Here is a 22,414-nt window from a genome sequence, read left to right as displayed (position 1 = left end):
TCGCCACGCCCGCGAATGCAGCCGCGGCTGTGTCCGGGGCACTGACACCCAGGCTGGGATTTGGTTCGCGCGGTGTTGGTTTTATCGCGAGACGTGCGCGTATGCGGGGCGCTTACTGCCTGATGGCCTGCCAGACGGGCGTCACGTCGCGCACCACCGTGCCCGCTTCGGGAATGTCGATGAGTTCCCAATGGATGTAATCCTGGTTCGGCCTCATCAGGACGAGCGTCACCTTGCCAGGAGGCAGGTCTCGAAAAATCCTGGCTCCGGCGTCGCTGGGCTTACTGTGCAGTCCGCGGCTTTCCAACTCACTGACGTCACCGGCGCTCTTCGGCGGAGGGATTTCACCCGCGAGGAGGATGGGGCTCAGGTTGTCATCGGTCTTCACCCTCAGCTTCAAGGCAGCCCCTTCGGGCTGGGCCTTCAGGGTGATGGCCACCCTCCCGCTCGCAGGAATCTGGACGCGTTGGGGCGCGTAGGTGGCGGGGCGCTCGAAGGGAGAGATGGCTCGCACCTGGTAGTCGCCGGGCCCCAGGTCTCGCACGACGTACTGGCCGCTCTCAGGGACGAGGATGGGGTCAGCGGCCATGGCCTCGCCATCGCGGTCCAAGTAGACGGTGGCGTCAGTGGGCTGCCCCCGCGCATCCACGACGGAGAATGCCACGCTCGCACCTCGCTCGAGGAGCACCGTGAGACCTTCATGAGGACCGGGTGCCAGCGTCAGTTGCTTCAATGGGTAGCCAGGGGCTTCGACGAACAGCGTGAGGAGCTGCTCCTCCACGTTGGGAAACGAGAAGGAGCCATCCCGACTCGTCGTCACATGCCTCCCGAGCCGTTTGAGTGGCTCTCCGCGCATCTGGCCTGGAGCGACGCGAAGGCTGGCGCCCTCGACGGGGGCGGATGTTTCCGCGTCCAGCACGCGCCCAGCCACCTGTCGTCCGGGACTCATCCGCAGCTCGCCCAGGTCCACGACTTCAGACCCGTCATGCAGCTCGACGCCGCGAGACACCGGCGCCATTCCCCGTGCGCTGATGTTGATGCGGAGCGAGCCCGGACCGTCCACGTCCACGGAGAACTCGCCGCGTGGGTGCTTGACCTCCCAGGGCATTGTGAAGTGCGTGATGGGCTTTCCGTCGGGGCCCACGACGCGCCCCACGACGCGCCCCTCCCTCTTCATGACCAGACGCACCTGGGTGTCACCCTCGCGCACGAGAAAATCCCCGAAGTCGTGGTGACCACCCGTGGAGAGGTGGGGTGCGAAGCGGAAGCCCGTACTCCATACGCCCAGCTCCAATTCCGGGTGCTGGAGGTACCGCAGCGTGAAGCGCCCATCGGCCCCCGTGCTAGCGGCGGGCGGCTCGCCACAGCTCCTCCGGCGACGTCGCCACTCAGGCACCTGCTTCGAGGTCTCGAAGATGCCGACCGCGGCATCCGTGATGGGCTGGCCGGCGGTGTCCTCGACGATTCCCGACAGCATCCAACCCGCCACCAGTCGCAGGTCCACTTTCGCTTCTTCCTGGTCGCGCAACTCCACCGACTGGGAAGCGCTGCGCTCCAGGGCTTTGGATTCGTGGAGGGCTTCGAGCATGTACCGCCCCGACTTGAGTCCGCCGAGCGTGTAATGACCTTGTGGGTCCGTCGTGGTTTCGCTCACCGGGAACGCATCGGATTCCTTGCTCCACAGGCTCACCCTGACCTTGGGCAAGGGCGTTCCCAGTTCATCCCAGACCGTCCCCGAAACACTCGCCCCCTGTTTCAGGACCCAACGGACATTCGTGTCGGGAGCCTGGACCTGGAGGTGGTCCTCCACGAAGCGCTTTGACCGAGACTTCAGGGTGAAGGTGCCAGGCCGGGCGAAGTCCAGGTGGAACCGTCCCTCTTCATCCGACCGGGTCTGGAGGCTGCCGATGGCGAGTGATTCATCGACGGGCTCTTGCTCCTCCTCGTGAAGCTCGATGCTGACGTCTGGAATCGGGCGGTCTGCCTCATCGAGGACGACGCCATCGACCCAGACGGCGGTGCGGAGCGTGAAGTCGAGTTGCTTCGTGCTGGGACCCGGCTCGGGGATGGCTTGCTTGATGCGGAAGTAGCGACTCGCCTGAACCTCGACCTCATGGGGCCTGAGGGGCAGAGGGCCCGTCCGATAGTGGCCCGCGGCGTCGGTCCTTGCGCTCGCTGCTTCGTGCTGATTGACGCCACGGACGGAGATGGTGGCTCCTTCGATGCCAGCTCCAGCCTCGTCCCGCACGCTTCCGTCGAGAAGCGCCGCACTGCCCAGCTCCAGGGTGACCTCGGACGAGGTCCCGGGGACCGTCAAGTCGACCTCGGCCAGTGCGTGTTGCTCGCTCTGGCTGGCACTGAGCTGAAAGGAACGGGGAGGGAGAGCCTCGAAGGTGAAGCGCCCCTGTTTGTCCGTGATGCGCATCGCGGAGGGCGGGCTCCTGTACCACCGCAGGGTTACGTCATGCAGGGAGACCGTCACGTCGGGGACGGGTGAGCCCTGGCTCAACACCTGGCCGGTGATGCGCCTGGGGCGATGGAGTGTCAGGGGCTCCGAGAGTTCCTGGCTCACCAACGTGGGAAGCCAGCCGTCTTTCGCGAAGGAGAGGGCATATCTTCCGGAAGGAAGCGGACCGATGCGGAAGCTGCCGTCCGTTCCCGTTTCCCCGTCGAAGAAGCGGGTGAAGCCTTGATGCACGGCCATCACCCGGACCTGGGCCAGGGCCGCGAGGTCCTCGTCAATGACCTGTCCCTCCAGGAACAAGGCTTCTTCGAGCCGGAGCTGAAGTCCCTCCGTGCCCGCTGCGACTTCCTGCTGGATTCGTGCGTCGCGCGCTCCGATGGCCCAGAGGGTGAAGCGACCTTCGGGCAGGCTGTCGAGGGTGAAGCGACCCTCTTCCCCGGTGAGTGCCTCCGCGTACACGGGTGCCTCGCCCTGGCGTGAGAGGAGCAACTCCAGCGTGGTGTCTATCTCATCGAAGAAGCACTCTGAAAACTTCGAATGACTCCCGCCGGTGTAACTCCGCAGCACCTGCGAGCAGGGCAGCTCGGAGAGTGTATGACCTGCCTCGGGACGCGTGGCCGTGACGCGGACTCCGGCGAGCGGGCCTTCATCTCCGTGTACGACGCCCTGGATGCTCAGGGTGCCTTCGGGACGCGGCGCGGGAGGAGGCAGCACGATGCCCGTTCCCGTTCGAGGTGCGGATGCGCGAGGCGCAGAGGTGGCGGTAGGGGCTCCGGGCTTGAGGAGGAGAAGTCCACCCAGGATGCCCATCAGGGCGAGAACTCCGAATGCGCTCGTTGCCCGTCGCTGCACCCGCATGCCGCCTCCGCTCGCCACGCCCGCGAATGCAGCCGCGGCTGTGTCCGGGGCACTGACACCTGGGCTGGGATTTGGTTCGCGCGGTGATGACTTTATCGCGAGACGTGCGCGTATGCGGGGCGCCTACCGCCGGATGGCCTGCCAGACGGGCGTCACGTCGCGCACCACCGTGCCCGCTTCGGGAATGTCGATGACCTCGCGATAGCTGCCCCGCCAGTCGTTGGAGATCAGGATGAGCGTCAGCTTTCCGGAGGGGAGGTTCCGGAAGGTCATCGTTCCCTCCTTGCTGACTTCATGAGGAAGGGAACGTTCGCGCAGTCGCGAGAAGTCGTAGCCCTCGCGCGACCAGGAGTCTTCGCCGGAGACGAGCACCAGGGTGTAGCGCGGGGGGCTGCTCACGCGCAGCTCCAGGGTGGCGCCTTCGGACCGCGCCTTCAGCATGATGGAGACTCCGCCGCTCGCGGGAATCTGGATGCGCCGCGAGTCGTAGCTTTCCAGACTCCCTTCGCGAGCAGCGGCGTGCATCCAGTAGGCGCCTGGCGCGAGGTCTCGCACGACGAAGAGTCCCTCGGCGGGGACCTCGATGGTGTAGGGGGACGACTCCCTGCCTTCACGGTCCAGGAAGACGGTTGCGCTCGTGGGTTGACCTCGCGCGTCCAGGACGGAGAACTCCACCCGCGCGCCCTTCTCCAGGCGCACCGTGAGGTCTTCCTGGGAACCTGGGGCCAGGTTCAGTTTCCTGGAGAGATAGCCGCGGGCCCGGACGTTCAGTGCGGAGGAGCGCTCGTCCACGCGAGCGATGGAGAAGCTTCCATCCTTCGCGGTGTACGCCTGGGTCCAGTATGTGTAGGGGTGGAGCGTCACGCTGTCGAAGTGTTCCACGTCGGGGACGAGCAGAGCGCCCTCCACCGGGGCGGAGGTCTCCGCGTCCAGTACACGTCCGGCCACCTTGCGTCCCGCGCTCATCCGAAGCTCGCCCAGGTCCACCACCGCCGTGTCGTGAGGCACCTCGACCTGACGGAATACCGGCGCCAGGCCCTCGGCCTTAAGGATGACGGGCCACGAGCCCGCGCTCCCCACGTCCAGCGAGAACTCACCTTGGGGATGCTCCACGTCCTCTCTCATGAGCTGGAAGCGCGTGAGGGGCTTGCCGTCCGGGCCCACCACGCGCCCGTGGATGCGGGCCCGTCGCGACATGACGAGGCGGACAGGCGGTCCGCCCTCATGGGCATGCAGTGAGTCGAGCCCGGGTCTGCCGCCGGTGGACAGGTGAGGCGCGAGGCGGAAGGACTGCTTCGTCACGCTCAGTTCCACGTCCTGGCTCGGCAGGTTTCGCAGCGTGAAGTGCCCGTCTGACCGGGTGCGCGTGACGGGGTCCGCGGCGTGGTGGCGATGTCCCACGCGCCACTTGGGAGTGGAGTCCGGCGGAGACTGGATGAGGATGTCGGCGCCGGAGAGCGGTTGTCCTTGGGTGTCCACCACGGTGCCTGACAGCGTCCAGCCCGCCTCGAGGCGCAGGTCCACGTGGGCCTCCTGCCGCGCTCCCAGCTCCAGGTGTCGGGTGACGAAGCGCTCCACGGCGCCGGATTCGTGGACGGCTTCGAGCACGTACCGTCCTGGCTTCATGCCCCCGAATGCATAGTGGCCTCGCGTGTCCGTCCGGGTCTCGCTCAGCACCTCTGGCCACGGGCTGCTCGTCGTGCCTTCTTCGGGCGGCTCGGTCGACAGGCGCACGAGGAGCCCAGGCATGGGCGTTTCCAACTCGTCGAAGACGGTGCCGGAGACAGTGGCTCCTCGCTTCAAGACCCAGCGGACCTTCGTGTCCGGGGCCTGGACCTGGAGCTCCTCCATGCGGAAGCGAGGCTCGTCGAGGAGCTTCAGGAGGAAGGACCCCGGCGTGGGGAAGTTCAGGTGGAACCGGCCCTGCTCATCCGACCGGGCCTCGTAGGGCGCGAGGAGGAGCGTGTCGTCGGTGTCCTCGGAAGGAGGATTGTCGACGGTGACGTACACGTCCGGGACGGGGCTCCCTGCTTCATCGACGAGGACCCCGTCGACCCAGAGCGGGGTGCGCAGCGTGAAGTCGAGCCGCTTCGTGCCAGGACTCAGCTCCGCGAAGGATTCGCCGGTGGGAAAGTGTCGAGGGGAGGTGAGCTCCAGTTCATGGGGCGCGAGGGACAGCGGGCCGAGCCGGTAGTGGCCCATGGCGTCCGTGGTGGTCTCCACGGACTGGCGCTGTGCTCGACGTTCCTGGATGAGGAGGCGCACGCCTTCGATGGCGGCTCCGGCTTCGTCCGTCACGGTGCCTTCCAGCATGGCTCCGGGGCCCAGCTCCACGACGACCTCTTTCTGGGTGTCGTGGGTCTTCATGTCGACCAGGGCCCTGCCGTGGTGCTCGCCCTGGGTGGCGTCGAGCTGGATGTGATGCGAGGCGAGCGGCTCGAAGGTGAAGCGTCCCTGGGCGTCCGTGGTCTGCTGCTTCGCGGACCCTGGGGGCATGATGCCCCGCTCGTTGAGGGTGATGTCTCGCAGTTGGACTGTGGCCTGGGGGACGGGGGCGCCCTGTTTCGTCACTCGACCGACGAGGCGGCGGGGACGCAGGAGCTTCACGGACTCGGCGAACCAGGAGTCCTTGAGGTCGGGAATCCAGCCGTCTCTTGTGAAGGCGAGGGCGTAGTCTCCGGCGGGGAGCGGGCCGATGCGAAAGCGCCCGTCCGCGTCCGTCTCCACGTCGAAGAAGCGGGTGAAGCCTTGATGCACGGCCATCACCTGGACCTGGGGCAGGGCCACGAGGTCCTCGTCGATGACCGTGCCCTCCAGGAACACGCCCCCTTCGAGCCGGAGTTGGAGTCCCTCCGTTCCCGCGAGGACTCCCGGTTGCAGCCGCGCACCTCGCGGGTCGATGGCCCAGAGGGTGAATGCTCCCTCGGGGAGCTGTTCGAGGGTGAAGCGGCCGTCTTCGTCCGTGACGGTCTCCGCGTACAGGGGCGCTTCTCCCTGGCGGGAGAGGAGCAGCTCCAGCGTGGTGGCGGGCTCCGTGTAGAAGCACAGGGTGAAATCGCGACGGTCTCCGCGACGGTGGGGCAGCACTTCCTCACACGTCAGCTCGGAGAGTGTCTGATGTGCTTCGGAGTGGGTGGCGGTGATGCGGACTCCCGCGAGGGGGCCCTGGTCTCCGTGCACGACACCTTGGATGCGCAGGGAGCCTTCGGCCCGTGGCGCGGGCGCGGGGAGGACCAGGCCCGTGCTCTTTCGAGGCGCGGGTGTTTGGCGCGGGGTGGGTGCGTCCTCGGACTCCAGGAGGAGTGGCACCGACAGCGCGCCCAGCAGCGTGAGCACCGCGAGGGTGAGCGCCACCCGTCGCGACCTCCTCATGTCTCGTCCATTCGCCACGTCCGCGAATGTAGCAGTGGAGTACCCCGGGGCGCCGAGACCCGGGGGCTCGATTCAGCCGGCTCGGAGCGCGGTGGCGGAGTCGCGGGCCTCCAGGGCTTGCGTGTGGGCGCCCTCGGCGTCGAACAACTCGCGCAGCCAGGGGTGGCAGGTAAAGGCAATCACCTGCTGGTGCTCGGCGATGCGGGCGAGGAGGTGGATGGCGCTTCGGGCCCGGCCGGGGTCGAAGTTCACCAGCACGTCGTCCACGATGAGCGGCAGGGCGCCTCGCGTCTCTCCGAAGTCGCGCACCACCGCGAGACGGAAGGCGAGGTAGAGCTGCTCACGAGTGCCGCGTGAGAGCTGGGCCGCGTCCCAGTCCCGCTCACCATCGCTCACGCGCAGTTCGTGCTCGTCACCCGCGGGGATGAACACGCGGCGGTAGCGACCCTCTGTCAGCAGGGCGAAGTGCTCCGACGCGAGCTGCACCACGCGCGGCTGTTGCTCCTCCTCGAAGCGCCGCCGCGCGCGACCCAGCAGGGCCAGCGCCAGCTTGTCCTCCGCGTAGCGAGAGGCGAGCTCCGCCACCTTCGCGCGCAAGGTCTCCTCTTGGATGCGCAGCCGTGCGAGCAGGTCGTCGTTCTCCCACTGTTCGAGCTGGTTCTGGGTGGCGCCCTGCTCGGTGAGCACCGCTTTCGATTTCTCCTGGGCCTCGGTGTGCCGCGCGCGCAGGTGACTCAACACCGTGCGCAGACCTTCTTCTCCGCCCAAGGTGCGCAGGGCCTCGCGGGCCTCTGTGTCGGACAGGCCCGTGCGTGCCTCGATGCGGTGGGCCAACTCGCGCGCGCGACTGGTGAGCTCCGCGTACCGGCGTGCCTGTACGGCCCGTCGACGGAAGGTCTCCTCGTCACCGCCACCACCCTCGGTGAGCAGCGCCGCGAGAGTGGCCTCCTCGGTGCGACACAGTTCGTCGAGTCGCGCCTTTTCTTCGCGCAGCTCGCGACGACGTTCCTCCACCGTGCGCCGCTCCGTCTCCTGTTCGCGTGCCGCTTCCAGGGCCGCGCTCACACGCATGACCAGCAGGTCCATGGAGCCAGACGTCAGCGACTCGGGGGCTTCGCGCGAGGAGCCTGGTGCCAGCGGCGTGCCTCGATGGGCGGTGCTGTTCTCCGTCGACGACGATGTACTTGAGACTCGCTGCGCTCCGATGGATGTGGGGATGCCTCCCCCCGATGCGGCGGGTCCGTCCTCCATCACCGACGATGGACTTGAGACTCGCTGCGCTCCGATGGATGCGGAGATGGTTTCCACCAACGCGGCGGGTCGGTTCTCCGTCGCCGACGATGTATTTGAGACTCGCTGCGCTTCGATGGATGCGCGGATGGATCCCCCCGATGCGGCGGGTCCGCCCTCCGTCACCGACGTTGTCCTGGCCGTGCTCTCGGTCGCCACGTGCGCGAGGTCGTGCTCCTGAACACGCGGCTCCTCGGGAGTGTGGAGTCTTCTCTGCGAGCCCTGCGCCACTTCCGCCGCGAGCGCTCGCAGTCGCGACACCACGTCCGCGCAGGCTGCTTCGTCGGCGGACAGCGCCGCCTCGTCCGCCACCATGTCCTGCCAGCGCTGCCGGAGCGCCGAGGCATCGCGCCACAGGGCCAGCGCCGCCTGCGCGGGAAGTCCGGCCGGGAAACGTCGTGACGACAGACACGCGGCGAGCTCATTGCTCAACGACGCGTGCCGCGCCTCGTGCCCGTGCAGGGCTTCACCTGTTCGCCGCTCTTCCCGCAGGGCCACGTCATGCGTGGCGCGCAGCGTGTCCCGCTCGCGTGACAGCGACTCCCGTCGACCGGCCTGCTCCAGCGCCTCCACCAGCGCGGTCTCGTGTGCCGTCATGTCCGCGGCCGTCGCCGCCGGAGACAACCCCGCCTCCGTCGCGGAGGCGAGCAGTTCCCGCCGCATCAGCTCCTCGCGAGCCACGAGCCCCGAGACCTCCACCCGCTGTCGCTCCTCCTCCTGCTTCCGCTCCTGCTGCCGTGCTTCCCACGCCCCACGCTCCGCATCCCGCCCGGACTCCACGCGCCGCCGCGCCAGCTCCAGCAGTCCCGTCAGCAACAGCCCACCGACGAGCCCCAGCACCCCCACCACCGTGCCCCCGAGCAACCACGCCGCCACCGCGAGCGCCACCGCCACGGCTGCGGCCACCGGAACCCACCACACCGGAATCACCGCGCTCGACGAAGTCGGAGGCTCCGTCATCGGCCCGCGCAGTCCTTCGAGCAGTCGCCGGGCATTCATCTTCTGCTCGCCCAGCCGCTCCAGTTCCCCACGGGCAACCCGCATCCGCGCGAGTCCCGCCTGCTGCTGACGCACCTGCGCGGGCCGCACCTCCGGAAGCTCCGTGAGCTCCGTCTCCGTGCGCGCCAGCACGCCATCCAACCGCTCGCGCTCCGAGCGAGCCCGAGCCAGCGCACCACCCACCTCGCGCCGCCCCGTCTCCTCCACGTCCAGCCGGGACGACAGCGCCTCCAGCCCCGCGCGTGCCCCCGCGCTCAGGTCCAGCGCCACGAGCCCCGGCCCATCCACGCCGAGCCCCAGCTCCTCCAGCGCTGACTCCACCTGCCGTCGCTTCATGCCCAGCGCCGCGCGCCGAGCCGGCAAGGCCCGCACCAGCTCCGAGCGCTCCGAGTACGCCGCCACCGCGGCCCGCAGCACTTCCTCCCGCCCTCGCACCGGCGACGGAATGGACAGCCGCGCCAGCTCCGTCTCCGCGGAGCCCAGCCGCTCCACGAGTCGAGCCACCTCCCCGCGATAGGTCGTGCTCCGCTGGAGCGCATCCTCCAGTCGCGCCTCTCCGCCCTCGGGAAACGTCTCCAACGAGGGAAGTGACTCCAGCTCCGCCCGAGCCTCCGCCAGCGCGGCGACCTCGCCCAGCGCCGACTCCAGCCGCGCCAGTCGCTCCAATTCGCGGCCATCCTCCCGCACGCGCGCCTCCAGGCCTCGCAGCTCGATGCCCAGCGCCTCCAGGTGCTCCCGCTTCGCGAAGTAGAGCGCGGGCCGGTTGCCCTCCTGGCGAAGCTGCTCCTGCACCTCCTCCAACTCGCGCAGCTTCACGTTCAAATCCGACTTCGAGCCCGTGGGCTTGTAGAGCTGCTCGGTGCTCTTGCTCAGTTGGGACATGGCCACCGGCAGCCGCCGAGCGCCCTGCATGCTCGCGGCGACCAGGGCCTCCGACACCCCGCGCTCCTTCGAGAACTGCTCGAACCCCGCCAGTTCCTCCAGTCGGAAGGCGAAGACATCGAAGAACAGCTCGCGCGTGACATGGCCGCGCGCGTCCTTCAGTCGCTCCTCGGACACCGGCTCTCCGTCCGGCCCGAGCACCGTCAGCGTCTCCGACTTCCTCCCCCGAGGCGCCGCCATGCGCCGGACGAGCAGCGGCCCCGTTCCCGTGAAGAGTCGAAGCTCACCGCCGATGGGCGTGTCCTCGTCCATGGCCGCGTACCGCTCTGGATTCCCCCGGCGCTCGAAGCCGAACAGCATGGCGCGCAGGAAGGCGAGCAGCGTGCTCTTGCCCGCTTCGTTGGGACCATGGAGCAGATGCAGCCCAGGCCCCAGCTCCAACGTGAGGTCCGAGAAGTGTCCGAAGCGCCGCACCCGTACCGTGTCGATGCGCAACCCTGGCTTCATGCCCCCTCCTCCTCTTCGTGAAGCGCCTCCACGCCCAGCAGGCTCGCGCGGGAGATCCACTCCGTCCGTGGCATCTCCAGCACATCCACCCCCAGTCGCTTCAGCCGCTGGCCCAGGCTGCCCAGCGCTTCCTGCTCCCACAGTCGCGCCAGCGCGACCGGGTCTTCTTCCAGCAAGCGCGCCTCTTCCAGCAAGGTGCGCGCGAAGCCGCCTTCCGTCTGGAGCGCTTCCCAGTCCAGTTCCGGACGACTTCCATCCCGCAGTGACTCCAACAGCACCGGCGGATGCCCCCGCGCCAGTCGCGCGCGCAAGTCCTCTTCCAACTGCGCCAGCGCTCCGGGCCGCGTGAGCTCGCGATGCAGCGGCCCGCGCCCCGTGAGCACCAGGCGCACCGCGTGGCCGTCCAGCTCCCGCGCGCACGCGGCGTCCACCACCTCACCCACCGTGCCCAGCAGCGCGTCCAGCGTGGCCACGCCCGTCAGCGGCACCTCCAGCCGATGCCAGCGCACCGTGTCCACCGGCACGAAGCGCCGCCGCATGCCCCCGTCCTCCACCTCGACCAGCACGCAGCCGCGCTCCCCTGTCTCCAGCGCGTGCCGTCCCTGCGGATTGCCCGGGTACACCGCCATGCCGCCACCGGGCAGCATCAGCTCGCTGCGCGTGTGCACGTGTCCCAGCGCCCAGTAGTCCAGCCCGCGCGCGCCCAGGCCCGCGGGGGTGCAGGGCGCGTAGTTGGCGTGTCCCTCGGCGCCGCCCAGGTTCGCGTGCAGCAGGCCCACGCTGAAGCCGTCCCCGGTGCGACGGAAGCGCGCGGACAAGTCGTCGCGCACCTCCACGTCCGGATAGGAGATGCCCTGCACGCGGCACAGCCGACGTCCCTCGCGCCGCACCTCCGCCTCTTCCCAGTCCGGGCCGAACACCTTCACCGACGAAGGCAGCCCCAGCGTCCCGGTGTCGCCGCTGAGCGGATCATGATTGCCGTGGACGATGAAGGACTCGATGCCCGCGTCGTGCAGCCGCCCCAGCTCGCGCCGCAGCGCCAGTCGAGCGCGCACCGAGCGGTCCTTCACCTCGAACAAGTCTCCGGCCAGGAGCAGGAAGGCGACGCGCTCGCGCAGGCACAGGTCGACGATGAGCGACAGCGCGCGGAAGGTGGACTTCTGGAAGCTCCCCAACAGAGGGCCTTGAGCGGCCACGCCACGGAAGGGAGTGTCCAGGTGCAGATCGGCGGCGTGGACGAACTTGAAGTGCATGTCGGGCCCCGCACCGTACCCGAAGCACGGCGAGGAGCCTGCTTTCCACCCGTGGCTCCCGCGCGCTGTCAGGCAGGCGAGAGGCGCTCACTTCTCCGCGACGTCGAGCCTCCGCCAGGACGGCTGTAGGGTGAGTGACACCGTCCCTCCCGCCGGGATGTCCAGCTCCTCGGTGTGGAACTGACCGGGCACGTCGGACGTGTGGAAGAAGACGGTGACCCTGCCCTCAGGGACATGGGTGAAGACGACCTCCGGGTTGTCCTCCCTGTACTGCCAGGGCAGGCCCTGGAATATCAGGTGGCGCAGCGCCGATGAGGTGCTGGGAGGCGGCACCACGCCGGGTACCAGCCCCAGGCCCACGCCCACTTGCGAGGGCAGGCGCAGCTTCACCGTGGCCCCTCCCGTCGCGGGCAGGAAGGCCACCGTCAGCGCTCCGCGCTCGGGCAGGTCCACGCTCAACGGCTGGAAGTCCGGCAGTGACTCGTTGCGGTGCCGCGCAATCAACTTGAGCGCATAGCGGCCGGGCTCCAGGCCGCGCAGCGTGCTCACGCCCTTGCCCATCTCGACCAGGCCTTCGTCGCCCGCTCCCTGGTAGCTGATGAACGCGTCCAACGGACGGCCCTGGCGGTCCCTCGCCGTCACCTTCACGCGAGCGCCAGACTCCATCCGCGCCGTCACCTTCTCCTGCGTGGCGGCCACTGGAACGAGCAGCTCGCGGTAGTTGCCTGGGTGGCTCATCCGGAGGGTGTGGGGACCGGAGGCCACCTTGTCCAGATAGAACTCGCCGTCGCTGTTCGTGCGCGCGCCCGCGAGCTGGCCCCGCTCACCGTCCTCGTCAGGCTCGGCGTCGAGTTCGACCGTGGCGCCCTTCACCGGCGCGCCTGTCTCCGCGTCCAGCACCAACCCCTGGATGTAGCGCCCCTCCTCCAGCCGGATGTCCCCCAGGTCGACATCCGCCACGTCCACGCCGCCCTTCACCGCGCGCGTCGCCGTGGGCATCTCGTACACGCTGAAGAGGTACTGACGGGTGATGGGCTCTTCGTGGAGGGGGACGGCGAAGGTGCCGTCCTCGCTCTGGACCCGCGTGTGTCCCACGGTGAAGGAGTGCTGGGGCGCGCCGTCTGGTCCGAGGAGCCGTCCCCGGATGTGGGGGTGGCGCCGGAACACCAGCCGCACCTGCTTCGTGTCCGCGGTGAAGTGGACGCCCTCGCTGTCGCGGACGATTCCCGAGCAACGCTCCGGCAGCAGCTCATGACCTGGCTTGATGGCGAACAGCGCATGGTCGAGGGGGCCCAGGCCGCGAAGGACGAAGCGCCCCTCCGCGTCCGTGAGGACACCGCGCGGTCTCTCGTGCCGGTCCCCGTGGATTTCGATGAACTTGGGGCCATCGACCCTGGCCAGGGACTGGGCTCGCACGGAGAGGCCCTGGACGGGCTGGCCGGCGGTGTCGACGGCGATGCCCTCCAGCGAGTGCTCCTCCTGGAGCCGCAGCTCCACCTTCGTCACCGTGTCCGGCAGCAGCTCCACGTCGGCCCAGACCCTCCGGTCCACGCTGGACGCCCATTGCTTCGCTTCCACGCGGTAGCGCCCCGGGTAGATGCCCTTGCGGCGGAAGTGGCCCTGGTCGTCCGTGCCCTCGGTCTCCAGCAGGCGTTCCTGCTCGTCGTCGTGGTCCAGCGGGAGCACGTTCACCATGAACCGCGCCACCGGCAGGCCGCGCGCATCCGTCAGCGTCCCCTCCACCGTCGCGCCCGCGCGCAAGGTGAGCGTCACCTCGGGGCCAGGGGCTGTCGCCACCACGGTCTCATGGACGTAGTCGTCACTGCGCGCCGTGATTTCGTAGGAGCCGCCGGCACGCGTGGCATCCATCACGAAGCGTCCGTCCCGGTCGGAGAAGGTCAGCTCTTGCGGCTCGTAGTCCTCGGGGCCTTCGGTCCCCATCAGCTCCATCGCCAGGGGCACGCCCGATATCGGCTGGCCCGCGCCGTCCACGACGCGACCGGTGATGGTCTGCGTGCGCTTCAGCGTGAAGTCCCGAGGGCCCATGCCGCTAGCCAGCTCGTGCTCCTGGCCCACCGTCAGGTCCACATGGCCTTTCGCCTCGACGGTGAACTCCCACGGGCCGGGCTCCACGGGGCCCAGGCGGTAGTGGCCGTTCGCCGCGGTGACTGCCTCCAGGGACTCCCGTCCGCCCTGTCTGAAGTGCGCCTTCACACGCGCGCCCTCCACCGCGCCGTGCGCATCATCGAACACCGTGCCCTCGACCTGGAGCGCCTCGCCCAGCTTCAACACCACCTCGGGAGGAGGCGCTGAACCCAGCACCACCCGTGCGAAGGCGTACCGGCCCCCTTGCTCGACTGTGAGCGCGTACCTGCCCGTGCTCAGCTCCAGCGTGAAGCGTCCCTCCGCGTCCGTCTTCGTCCGGGGAACCGGCGCCCCGTCGTCCAGGTCGGCGCGTGCCGCTCGGACCTCCACTCCCGGCACGGGCGCTCCGTCGGACAACACCCGGCCATGGAGCGCGCGGGGCCGATACAGCGTCACCTCCCGGAACTGGTCGCTGTACCGCTCCGGCGCGAGCGTCGGCAGCCAGCCCTCCTTCGTCGCGAGCACCTGATAACTCTGGCGGGGAAGGGGCCCCAGCCTGAAGCGGCCCTGGTCATCCGTGCTCGTGTCGAAGAAGCGGGTGTGGTGCATGCTGACCGCCGTCACCGCGACGCCCGCCAATGGCTCGCCGTCCCCGTGGACCTGTCCTGTCACGAACCACGGCGGCTCCAGCAGCAGCTCCACGTCCTGGCTGCCAGAAGGAACGGCGGGGCGCAGCGCGGTGCCCCGCTCGGAGAGCGCGAGGAGGGCTTGAGGGCCCTCGGGCAGTCCCTCCAATACGAAGGCGCCGTCGTCGCCCGACACGGTCTCCGCGTGGATGGGAGCTTCACCCTGCCGCGCGAGCAGCAGCGCGGTGAGCGTGTCCTCCACCTGCGGCAGACACCACGGGAGCTTGCGCCGACCCTGGGACGCATCGACCAGCGCCTCCCAGTAGGGAAGCACCTCCTCCGGACAGGGGAGCTCCGACAACGTCTCGCCCGCCTCCGGCCACGACGCGGAGACGCGCGCGCCCGCCACGGGTCGACCCAGCGAGTCCACCACGGTGCCGCGAATGGACAGTCCCGCTCCCGCCTGCTCCGCCCGCGTGGGCGCGGACGTGCGCGGAAGCGAGTCCCCCGAGGCGCGCCGGGGCGCTGGAGCGACTTCGCGCGCGGGCGCCAGGGGCTCGGTGCTTCCGAGCATCCACCACGCCAGGAGCGCGAGCACCCCCGCGATGACGCTCCCCCACTTCCACCCGCGCATGATGTGCTCCGGCTGTCCGACGACGTCGAGTCGTCACGATAACAGCCGGAGCCCACCTGGCGCGGTTGGCGCTACCGCACGGTGCCCGCGTCCGTGCCCTTCGTCGGCTTGCCGGACCCGCCCGTGCCCTGGTGGTCCAGGGCGCCCTTGTTGTCGCCAGAGCCGCCCATGGCCCCGGAGTTGTCCTCCCGGCTCCGCTCACGGCACCCCGTCATCGTCAGGGCCGCCGCCACCGCCGCCACCGTCAGCCATCGCGTGAAAGTCCTCATCGCGCGTTCCTCCCTTTTTTAAGGCTCGCCCAAGGCTGGGGCCGCACCGCGCGCGGGGCATGGTGTCCCGGGGTGCTTGCTTGCTCGTCAGCCCCGGGCCGGAGGACAGGCGCGGTGCTCAGTCCTCGCGGCGCAGCACGAGCAGCGCGTACTCCAGTCCGCCATCCATCAACGCCTGCTGGAGTCGCAGGTGCTCGCGGCGGGACTCCCCTCGGGCGAGGACGCGCGCCGGAGGCTGACCGGGGGACGTGAAGCGCTCGTGAGCGAGCAGCTCCAGCGTGAGGGACCAGAAGCCCACCACGCGCGCGGACACATCGTCGCGGACCTCCAGCTCCAGTCCGACGGCGTGCGCGGCGGACAGGTATTCGTCCAGGGAGCCGATGCGCGTGCGCCAGTACCGGTCGAAGGGCGCGGCCAGCTCGGGGCGGCCCAGGAAGCAGTCCGCGATGGCCACCACGCCTCCGGGCCTCAAGAGCGCACGCACGCGGCGGAACCACTCCGCGCGCGGCAGGTAGCTGCTGCTCTCCACCGCCACCACGGCGTCAAAGCAGGCGCGGCCCGGGACCGCGAGCGCGTCACAGTGCAGGGGCTTCACGCGCGCGCCCACGCCCTCGATTTCGGCGAACGTGCGCACCAGCTCCACGTGCGAGGGCACGTTCGTCACCGCCGTCACCCAGGCCTGATGCTCGGCGGCCCAGTACAGCGAACCGCCGCCCAGGCCGCAGCCCACGTCCAGCACGTCGGCTCCGCGAGGGAACGAGCCCACCGCGCGCGCCAGCTCCGCGAGCAGGGCCTCCTGGGAGGCGTGGACGCGCTCGCGCACGAGCGGCTCCGGCTCGCCCGGTGGAGGCACGTCGTCCACCAGCCCCACGTGGAAGTGGATGCGGGGGCCGGGCCCGTAGCGACGGAGGATGCGCTCCGTCTTCTCCTCGTAGTAGGCGGCCACCGCGTCATGGCGGGCTTCACACCGTGGGGGTTCCGCCCTCATGGCTCCACCTCCGGAAGTATCGGTTCGATGCGGCGCAGCGCCGCGTCCAGGCAGCGCAAGTCTTGTCCGCGCAGCGCCTCCGCGGCCTGCCTGCCCCACGTCACCACGGTGAGCCGGTCGCTCGGGGGCATGGAGGTGAAGCGCGGGTCCTTGGAGCGGATGTCCTCCGCCACATGGGCGGCCACACCCAGGCTCAGGCCCACCGACACCGCGCGCTCCTCCAGCCACGTCCCCGCCCAGAGCACGCGCAGGTACGCGGCCCACTGTCGCCCGGCGATGCCCTCCGCCACCCGGCGGAACAAGGGCGCGCTCCACGCCTGGGCGCGCACCTCCAGCGCCTGCGGTCCCGCGGCTTGCGCCAACAGGCGTGCGCTCTCCTCCATGGCGTTCGGGAGCACGCGGGCGCGAGGCTCCGCCAGCGTGGCCCAGGCCAGGTTCTGCAGCAGGAACTGCGCGCACGGGCCCATGCGCAGGGGCGCGTCGTAGTAGGTGCAGTCGCCGTCGATGAGGTCGTCGGCGAGGTTGCCCGCGCAGAAGATGAAGAAGAGGCCCACGCCGCGCGCCGTGAGCACGGGGCGCTCCAGTCCGGCCTCCGCGCCGGCTTCGTAGAAGAGGGGCAGGGGGCCAGGCTGGGCGGCCTCCAGCGCGGCGAGCACGTCGTGCTCCGACTCCTCGGGCAGCTCCAGTCGCCGCAGCACCCGCAGGGCCTCTTGGTAAAGGGCTCCACCGCTCATCGGTACTCCCTGGGCAGAAACAGGCGCAGCAGGGCTCCGCCGTCCGGGGCGTTGCGTCGGTACAGCATTCCGCCGCTGGCGCGCAGCAGGCACTCACTGGTGTACAGGCCCAGGCCGGTGCCCTCGGGCTTGGACGTGTAGAGCTCCTCCGCGGGGACGTCGAGGAGCGCGGCCGGGAAGCCCGGCCCGTCATCCGCGATGACCACTTCCAGCCGGCCGCTGAGCGGCTCCACCCGGGCCTGGATGCGCACGCGCGAGGCGCCCTGCTTGCCGTCTCCCTCGCAGGCGTTGAGCACCAGGTTCTCCACCACCCGTCGCAGCGTGGTGGCCCCGCCTCGCATCAGCGCGCGCAGCGGCTGCCCCGGCTCAACCGCCACCTCGAAGTCCACGTCCGGGAAGCGCAGGCCCATGCTGGTGCGCACGCCCTCCAACAGCGGCGTCAGCTCCACCGGCTCCGGCTCCGAGCCGACATAACGCCGGCCCTTCGCGCGAATCTCCCCGACCATGTTCCGAATCTGGGTGAGGCTGTCGTTGAGCGTCTTGACCAGGTCCTCGAAGTCGCCTCGGGCCAGCGCGTTGCGCTGCACCCCCATCACCGCCAGCATGTCCGCCGCGGTGCCCGCCGACATGAGCGCGCTGTCCAACTCGTGGTGGTAGCCGAGGATTTCCCCCAGCGCGCGCGACAGCCGGCCCACGTCCTGCTCCTGCTGTTCCAGCAATTGCGCCTGCACGGCGGCGCGCAGGCGCTCGGCCTCCGCGCGGGCCTGGTCGTGCTGCACGGCGAAGGTGCCCAGGTACAGCTCCGCGGTGAGGGCGGCGGGGCCGATGACGCCGAACAACACCAGGTGCTCTGGGCTCTCGAGCAAAGGCAGCGCGGCCACCAGCGCCAGCGCCGTGCCCAGGGCGAGGAAGGGCTGCCGGGGCGTCACGCGGTGCAGCCGGCCGTGGAACGCGGTGGTGAAGAGGAAGAGGGAGGTGATGACGGTGGCGCCCTGCAGCTCCGACATCGCCATCAGCGCGGCGAGGAAGAAGTGCAGCGACGTCACGCCGAGCAGCAGCCACAGCCAGCCCCACGTCTCGATATGGCGCCGCTTCCGGTGGACCGCGGAGAAGAGCAGGCCGCTGACGAGCATGGGCGCCGCGCACAGCAGCCCGTCGACGAAGGAGATGCCGAAGAGGGTGCTCGCGCCCGGCGCCCACGCGACGGCGGCGAGCACCGCCAGCACGACGGTGGTGAGCGCCCACCAGGCCCCCACGCCGGCGGCGGCGAGCACCTCCGCGGTGTCCTGGGCACGCGTCCAGCGCCGGAACGAGGCCGTGACGGCGGCGCCGCCGGCGAAGCGTGTCTTCATACGGTGGTGGACAGGGTGCAGCCCGCCACTCGTTGGAGCTCGTTCACCTCGCGCGTGGCGTCCTCGACGCGCTGACGCAGCTCCTGGACGAGCCGGGAGTGTCCGCGCCGCGTGACGCGGACCTCCACCTCTCCACCGGCCAGCAGGTGGTGCAGCGCCTCCATCACCGGCTCCAGCGCGGGGTTGAGTCCCACCGCGCCACCGGGGCCTTCCACGGCGCCCAGGTCCTGGATGCGCTGCAGGTAATCGCTCACCGCGCCGACCAGGGGGACGCTGACCAGCCGGGGTCCCCAGGTGTCGTTGTCGCTGCTCATGTCGTCTCTCCCCCGGGCGCCCGCTGGCGTCCCTCGCTGCGGTGGTGGTGGTGGCGCGCGGGGCCAGACGCCTCACGCGGGGCGTCCGCCTCTCGCCGCGCACCTGGGGGGCTGCTTCGAAATGGCTTTCGATGCGACACGTGTCGAAGCCACATGCTGGTTGCCCCCCGCGAACCAGGCAGGCACGACTCCTTCGTCGCGCGAACGGAAGCAAAGCGAGCCGTCAAGGACGGAGTCAAACCGCCGGGGCCGCGAGTGTTCTTTAGTGTCCGGCGACACCGCCCCGGAGGGTGGCGAGGTGGTGGAGAGCCGACGTGATGTCCGCGAGGCGACTGCCCTGGGAGCGGGGCCTTCCAGGCGGCCGGGTGCGCAGAGGGAGGTGTCCACCGCGCCCCGCCGTTCCCACCGTTGCCGGGGGTGCCGGTATGGCCAGGGTGAGACAGGTGAGCGAGCACGGGGCGGAGGGCGGTGTCGAGCGCGTCTACCACGAGCTGCGGCGGACGATGCGCGTGACGGGCGTGGACGTGTCCTTGCGCACGTGGGCCGCATACCCGCGCTTCTTCGTGGCGATGTGGGAAGCGCTGGGGCCGAACGTGGAGACGCGCGCCTTCGAGGAGTCCGCGCTGGGCCTGTGGCAGGAGGTCCTGGACTCGACGGTGCAGTGGGAGGCGCTGGGCGCGTGGGGCGCGACGAAGCTGGGGCCCAGCCAGCGCTTCCACGCGCGCGGAGCCCTGGAGCTGTTCGAGACGATGCAGCCTCGGGTGATGTTGATGGTGTCCGCGGTGCGGATGGCGCTGGAGGGCCAGCCGGTGGGACAGCAGGGCGCCCTGGGGACGTCGGAGCGGCTGGAGCGTGGCGTCCCCTCGCGCATGGCGGCGATGGACTGGGTGGCGGAGAAGCCGGGCGACGCTGTGCTGCGGACGTTGTTCGCGGACATCGTGAAGACGGTGGGGCCGCCGGGAGTGCCGGGTGAGTACCGCGCGCTGGGCTGCTGGCCCTCGTATCTGGAGACCGCGTGGCGACGGCTGAAGCCGCGCATGAAGGACGAGGCCTTCCAGCGCGCATCGGAGCAACTGTTGGAGTCCGCGCGACGGCGGGCGCGGGCGCTGCCGTACCCGGTGGCGTTGAGTCGCGAGCGGGTGTCGGCGTTGGGGGAGAACGCGGAGGCGGTGCTGAAGGTGACGCAGGCGCTGGAGCGGCGCTCGCCGGCCTTGCTGTTGAACCTGTCGCGGCTGGTGCAGGACGTGCCGGACATGCTGCGTCAGCCGATGCCGGGAGCGTCCCGGCTGGTGCCGGACTGGGTGGCGGCGGAGGAGCTGCGATGAACTGGCGCGAGTGGCAGGGGCGACAAGAGGTGATGGAGCTGGGCAGTCGGTTCGTGAGCTACGTGGACTGGGGCTCGGGGCCGCCGGTGGTGTTGCTGCACGGCATTCCGAACTGGGGCTACCTGTGGAGCGGGATTGCGCCGGGGCTGGCCGAGTCGTACCGCGTGCTGGCGCCGGACCTGCTGGGCTACGGGTTCTCCGACCGGCGCGACAGGTTCGACCGTTCGATATCGCGGCAGGCGGAGGCGCTGGAGGCGTGGATGGACCGCCTGGGCGTGGTGGACGCGACGGTGGTGGGGCACGACGTGGGCGGCGGCGTGGCGCAGCAGCTCGCGGTGCGCTTTCCCCAGCGGGTGGGGCGGCTGTGTCTGATGGACAGCGTCTGTTACGACGCGTGGCCCAAGGGGTTGATGGCGCAGCTGGGCACGCCCGCGATGGCGCGCAGGCTGACGCCGGAGCGCCTGACGCGCTTCTTGACGCAGGCACTCAAGCGCAAGGGCTTCGCGACGCCGCAGACCGCGGAAATGCTGGAGGGGTTGCTGGCGCCGTACGCGACGGAGGTGGGGATGGTGTCGCTGTCACGCGACGCGGTGGCGCTGAACACCAACCAGACGCTGGAGCTGGCGTCGAAGCTGGGGCACCTGGTCGTGCCAGTGCTGGTGTTGTGGGGGGAGAAGGACGGCATCCTGCCCGCGAAGTACGGCGAGCGACTGGCGTGGGACATCCCCGGTGCGCGGTGGATGAAGGTCCCGAATGCGGGGCACTTCGTCATGTGGGACGCGCCGCACGCGGTGGCGATGGAGCTGTTCCGCTTCCTGGAAGGGGTGGCGCCGGTGAGTCACGCGACGACGCGCTCGGTGGCGGAGGAACTCTGGGGCTCGGAGGCGCCCGCGCCCGCATGACGGGCGCCGCGTATTGGTGCCTTGGCGGGGGCGGCGTCTTGGTGCTCGCTCCCGGGCCGTCCTCGCGCTAGAGGCGCGGTATGCGTGACCGAATCCAGGCGGTGCTTCGTCAGTTGGCCCAGGCTCCCGAGCTCGAGGCTCGCTGGCTGCACACCCTGTCCCTCATGGAGTTCATCGGGGCGCGGAAGATTTCGCGCACGGTGGCGGACCGTCATCCTTCGCTGGAAGTGCTCGGACATCTGTCCGACGAGACGCGCCACGCGTTCGCCTTCAAGCGCCTGTCTGCCGAGGTGGCCGGGGGTGAAATCACCACCTTCCTCTGTCCGGAGGCGGCGGGCCGCTACTTCCAGGGGCTGGACCACGAGCTGGCCACCTGGGCCACCGCGCACACCGGCCAGCCCGACGTGTACCTGCACTACCTGCTCACCACGACGGCCATCGAGCGCCGCGCCATGGTGCTCTACCCGCTCTACAAGGCGGCCTCGCGCAACACGAGCGTCCGTGAGGAGCTGGGGCGCGTCGTCACCGAGGAGCAGAGCCACCGCCGCACCATCGAGGACGCATGCGTGGCGCGCCTCACCGCCGTGGGCGCTTCGTTGGAGGAAGCGCTGGCCCTGGAGGAGCGCCTCTTCGGAGCGTTCCTCGCGGAGCTGGAGCCCGCCGTGGAGAGGGAGCTGGCGGCGCTGCCGTCACCCTCGGCCCTCGCGGCTTCCGACGTGGGCACCTCCGCGGTGCGGGCATCGTCCTCGGTGAAGTAGGGGCGACGCGGACCGTGGACTACGACAAGGGCTGCGCGAGGTAGTCGCTCGCCACCAGCACGAGCTTCCCCTCGCGCCACTCCGCGCGCAGGTTGCGGGCCTTGCGCGCGCGCTTGCGACTGAGCTCCACGCCCACCGCGTCCAGGCCCATGGCGTTGGCCACGGCCAGCGCGGTGCCGTGGCCACAGAACGGGTCCACCACGGTGCGCGTGGACGTGTTCTCCAGGATGAAGCGGCAGGCGAGCTGGCACGCGTCGACACCCATGCCGCGTGTCCAGGTGACTTCGCCCGCGTCCGCGAGGACATCCGCGGTGGACTTCGCCAGGTCCGGGCGCACGCCGCGCGAGAAGCACAGGAAGTGGGAGTACGCGGGCCGGCCGTACGTCACCGTCCCGGGGGCGCGGCGACAGACGACCTTGTGCCAGAGCAGGCCCAGGCCCGTCTCCTCGGCGGCGCGTGAGACGAGGTAGCCCTTGTCGACCCAGAGGCCTTCGTCCTTCACGTCCGTCTGGTAGAAGATGGCGACACCGTCGTCGGGCACGCGCGTCATCACCAGCGCCGCCGCGCGGATGAACCACGCCTTCCACTCGGGCAGGGACAGCGAGGGGAACTCCGACGCGTCCGGCAGCGACGCCACCGCCGAGCACCCCGCGAGCACCGGCTGGGCCGCCAGCCACGTCAGCGCGTCCTCGCAGTGCACCGTGCGCCGAGCTTCGTGCCGCGCGCCGCCCGTCCCATCCCGTTCGTCCGCCATGAGGCGGCGGACTCTGCCAGAGCGGAACGCCGCCCGTGAGACAACCCA

General features: G+C 70.1%; 14 protein-coding genes. 3 read left to right on the top strand and 11 right to left on the bottom strand.

Going from position 1 to position 22,414, the window contains the following annotated elements:
* Positions 1-112: 112 nt before the first annotated feature.
* The 10 genes from HUA74_RS21200 to HUA74_RS21155 all read right to left on the bottom strand — a co-directional run bounded on the left by HUA74_RS21200 (position 113) and on the right by HUA74_RS21155 (position 18,627).
* Complete coding sequence (locus tag HUA74_RS21200) at positions 113-3,178, bottom strand: carboxypeptidase-like regulatory domain-containing protein (protein WP_174455974.1); 3,066 nt, start codon at positions 3,176-3,178, stop codon at positions 113-115.
* A 267-nt stretch (positions 3,179-3,445) separates the two neighbouring features.
* A complete protein-coding gene (locus HUA74_RS21195; protein WP_174455973.1) occupies positions 3,446-6,694 on the bottom strand; it encodes a carboxypeptidase regulatory-like domain-containing protein in 3,249 nt (1,082 codons plus the stop codon).
* A 72-nt stretch (positions 6,695-6,766) separates the two neighbouring features.
* Complete coding sequence (locus tag HUA74_RS46640; protein ID WP_174455972.1) at positions 6,767-10,372, bottom strand: AAA family ATPase; 3,606 nt, start codon at positions 10,370-10,372, stop codon at positions 6,767-6,769.
* On the bottom strand, positions 10,369-11,625 hold the full coding sequence (locus HUA74_RS21185; protein ID WP_174455971.1) for a DNA repair exonuclease: 1,257 nt from the start codon (positions 11,623-11,625) through the stop codon (positions 10,369-10,371). The genes HUA74_RS46640 and HUA74_RS21185 overlap by 4 nt, the downstream gene beginning before the upstream one ends.
* 87 nt (positions 11,626-11,712) lie before the next feature.
* Positions 11,713-14,970 carry a carboxypeptidase-like regulatory domain-containing protein gene (locus tag HUA74_RS21180; RefSeq protein ID WP_174455970.1) on the bottom strand — a complete coding sequence of 1,086 codons (3,258 nt, stop codon included), beginning with the start codon at positions 14,968-14,970 and terminating at the stop codon, positions 11,713-11,715.
* 71 nt (positions 14,971-15,041) lie between these two features.
* Entirely contained in the window at positions 15,042-15,239 is a 198-nt protein-coding gene (locus HUA74_RS21175) for a hypothetical protein (protein WP_174455969.1), read from the bottom strand.
* Positions 15,240-15,357: 118 nt separating this feature from the next.
* On the bottom strand, positions 15,358-16,227 hold the full coding sequence (locus HUA74_RS21170; protein ID WP_174455968.1) for a cyclopropane-fatty-acyl-phospholipid synthase family protein: 870 nt from the start codon (positions 16,225-16,227) through the stop codon (positions 15,358-15,360).
* Positions 16,224-16,961, bottom strand: coding sequence for a hypothetical protein (locus HUA74_RS21165; protein ID WP_174455967.1), 738 nt, complete (start codon positions 16,959-16,961; stop codon positions 16,224-16,226). The genes HUA74_RS21170 and HUA74_RS21165 overlap by 4 nt, the downstream gene beginning before the upstream one ends.
* Entirely contained in the window at positions 16,958-18,313 is a 1,356-nt protein-coding gene (locus tag HUA74_RS21160; protein WP_174455966.1) for a HAMP domain-containing sensor histidine kinase, read from the bottom strand. The genes HUA74_RS21165 and HUA74_RS21160 overlap by 4 nt, the downstream gene beginning before the upstream one ends.
* Positions 18,310-18,627 carry a hypothetical protein gene (locus HUA74_RS21155; protein ID WP_217439477.1) on the bottom strand — a complete coding sequence of 106 codons (318 nt, stop codon included), beginning with the start codon at positions 18,625-18,627 and terminating at the stop codon, positions 18,310-18,312. Before HUA74_RS21155 ends, HUA74_RS21160 begins: the two co-directional genes overlap by 4 nt.
* 425 nt (positions 18,628-19,052) lie before the next feature.
* On the opposite strand from HUA74_RS21155, the gene HUA74_RS21150 reads away from it, so the two are divergent.
* The 3 genes from HUA74_RS21150 to HUA74_RS21140 all read left to right on the top strand — a co-directional run bounded on the left by HUA74_RS21150 (position 19,053) and on the right by HUA74_RS21140 (position 21,612).
* A complete protein-coding gene (locus HUA74_RS21150) occupies positions 19,053-19,952 on the top strand; it encodes a halocarboxylic acid dehydrogenase DehI family protein (RefSeq protein WP_174455965.1) in 900 nt (299 codons plus the stop codon).
* On the top strand, positions 19,949-20,854 hold the full coding sequence (locus HUA74_RS21145; RefSeq protein WP_174455964.1) for an alpha/beta fold hydrolase: 906 nt from the start codon (positions 19,949-19,951) through the stop codon (positions 20,852-20,854). Before HUA74_RS21150 ends, HUA74_RS21145 begins: the two co-directional genes overlap by 4 nt.
* A gap of 80 nt (positions 20,855-20,934) precedes the next feature.
* Positions 20,935-21,612 (top strand): hypothetical protein, encoded by a 678-nt coding sequence (locus HUA74_RS21140; protein ID WP_174455963.1) that lies wholly within the window; start codon positions 20,935-20,937, stop codon positions 21,610-21,612.
* 19 nt (positions 21,613-21,631) lie between these two features.
* Here the strand turns inward: HUA74_RS21140 and HUA74_RS21135 are convergent, their stop codons facing one another.
* Positions 21,632-22,366: an SAM-dependent methyltransferase gene (locus HUA74_RS21135; RefSeq protein ID WP_174455962.1), complete on the bottom strand. Its 735-nt coding sequence runs from the start codon at positions 22,364-22,366 to the stop codon at positions 21,632-21,634.
* Between the last annotated feature and the right edge of the window lie 48 nt (positions 22,367-22,414).

It is taken from the genome of Myxococcus sp. CA051A (assembly GCF_013336705.1).
Lineage (GTDB): Bacteria > Myxococcota > Myxococcia > Myxococcales > Myxococcaceae > Myxococcus > Myxococcus llanfairpwllgwyngyllgogerychwyrndrobwllllantysiliogogogochensis.
The sequence above is the reverse complement of the archived record's forward strand: the minus strand, read 5'-3'. Positions and strand labels throughout refer to the sequence as shown.

What these genes read in the sequence shown, in the direction of transcription:
- HUA74_RS21195 (WP_174455973.1), bottom strand. Translation starts at nt 6,694, where the DNA reads ATGAGGAGGTCGCGACGGGTGGCGCTCACCCTCGCGGTGCTCACGCTG.
- HUA74_RS46640 (WP_174455972.1), bottom strand. Translation starts at nt 10,372, where the DNA reads ATGAAGCCAGGGTTGCGCATCGACACGGTACGGGTGCGGCGCTTCGGA.
- HUA74_RS21185 (WP_174455971.1), bottom strand. Translation starts at nt 11,625, where the DNA reads ATGCACTTCAAGTTCGTCCACGCCGCCGATCTGCACCTGGACACTCCC.
- HUA74_RS21180 (WP_174455970.1), bottom strand. Translation starts at nt 14,970, where the DNA reads ATGCGCGGGTGGAAGTGGGGGAGCGTCATCGCGGGGGTGCTCGCGCTC.
- HUA74_RS21175 (WP_174455969.1), bottom strand. Translation starts at nt 15,239, where the DNA reads ATGAGGACTTTCACGCGATGGCTGACGGTGGCGGCGGTGGCGGCGGCC.
- HUA74_RS21170 (WP_174455968.1), bottom strand. Translation starts at nt 16,227, where the DNA reads ATGAGGGCGGAACCCCCACGGTGTGAAGCCCGCCATGACGCGGTGGCC.
- HUA74_RS21165 (WP_174455967.1), bottom strand. Translation starts at nt 16,961, where the DNA reads ATGAGCGGTGGAGCCCTTTACCAAGAGGCCCTGCGGGTGCTGCGGCGA.
- HUA74_RS21160 (WP_174455966.1), bottom strand. Translation starts at nt 18,313, where the DNA reads ATGAAGACACGCTTCGCCGGCGGCGCCGCCGTCACGGCCTCGTTCCGG.
- HUA74_RS21155 (WP_217439477.1), bottom strand. Translation starts at nt 18,627, where the DNA reads ATGAGCAGCGACAACGACACCTGGGGACCCCGGCTGGTCAGCGTCCCC.
- HUA74_RS21150 (WP_174455965.1), top strand. Translation starts at nt 19,053, where the DNA reads ATGGCCAGGGTGAGACAGGTGAGCGAGCACGGGGCGGAGGGCGGTGTC.
- HUA74_RS21145 (WP_174455964.1), top strand. Translation starts at nt 19,949, where the DNA reads ATGAACTGGCGCGAGTGGCAGGGGCGACAAGAGGTGATGGAGCTGGGC.
- HUA74_RS21140 (WP_174455963.1), top strand. Translation starts at nt 20,935, where the DNA reads ATGCGTGACCGAATCCAGGCGGTGCTTCGTCAGTTGGCCCAGGCTCCC.
- HUA74_RS21135 (WP_174455962.1), bottom strand. Translation starts at nt 22,366, where the DNA reads ATGGCGGACGAACGGGATGGGACGGGCGGCGCGCGGCACGAAGCTCGG.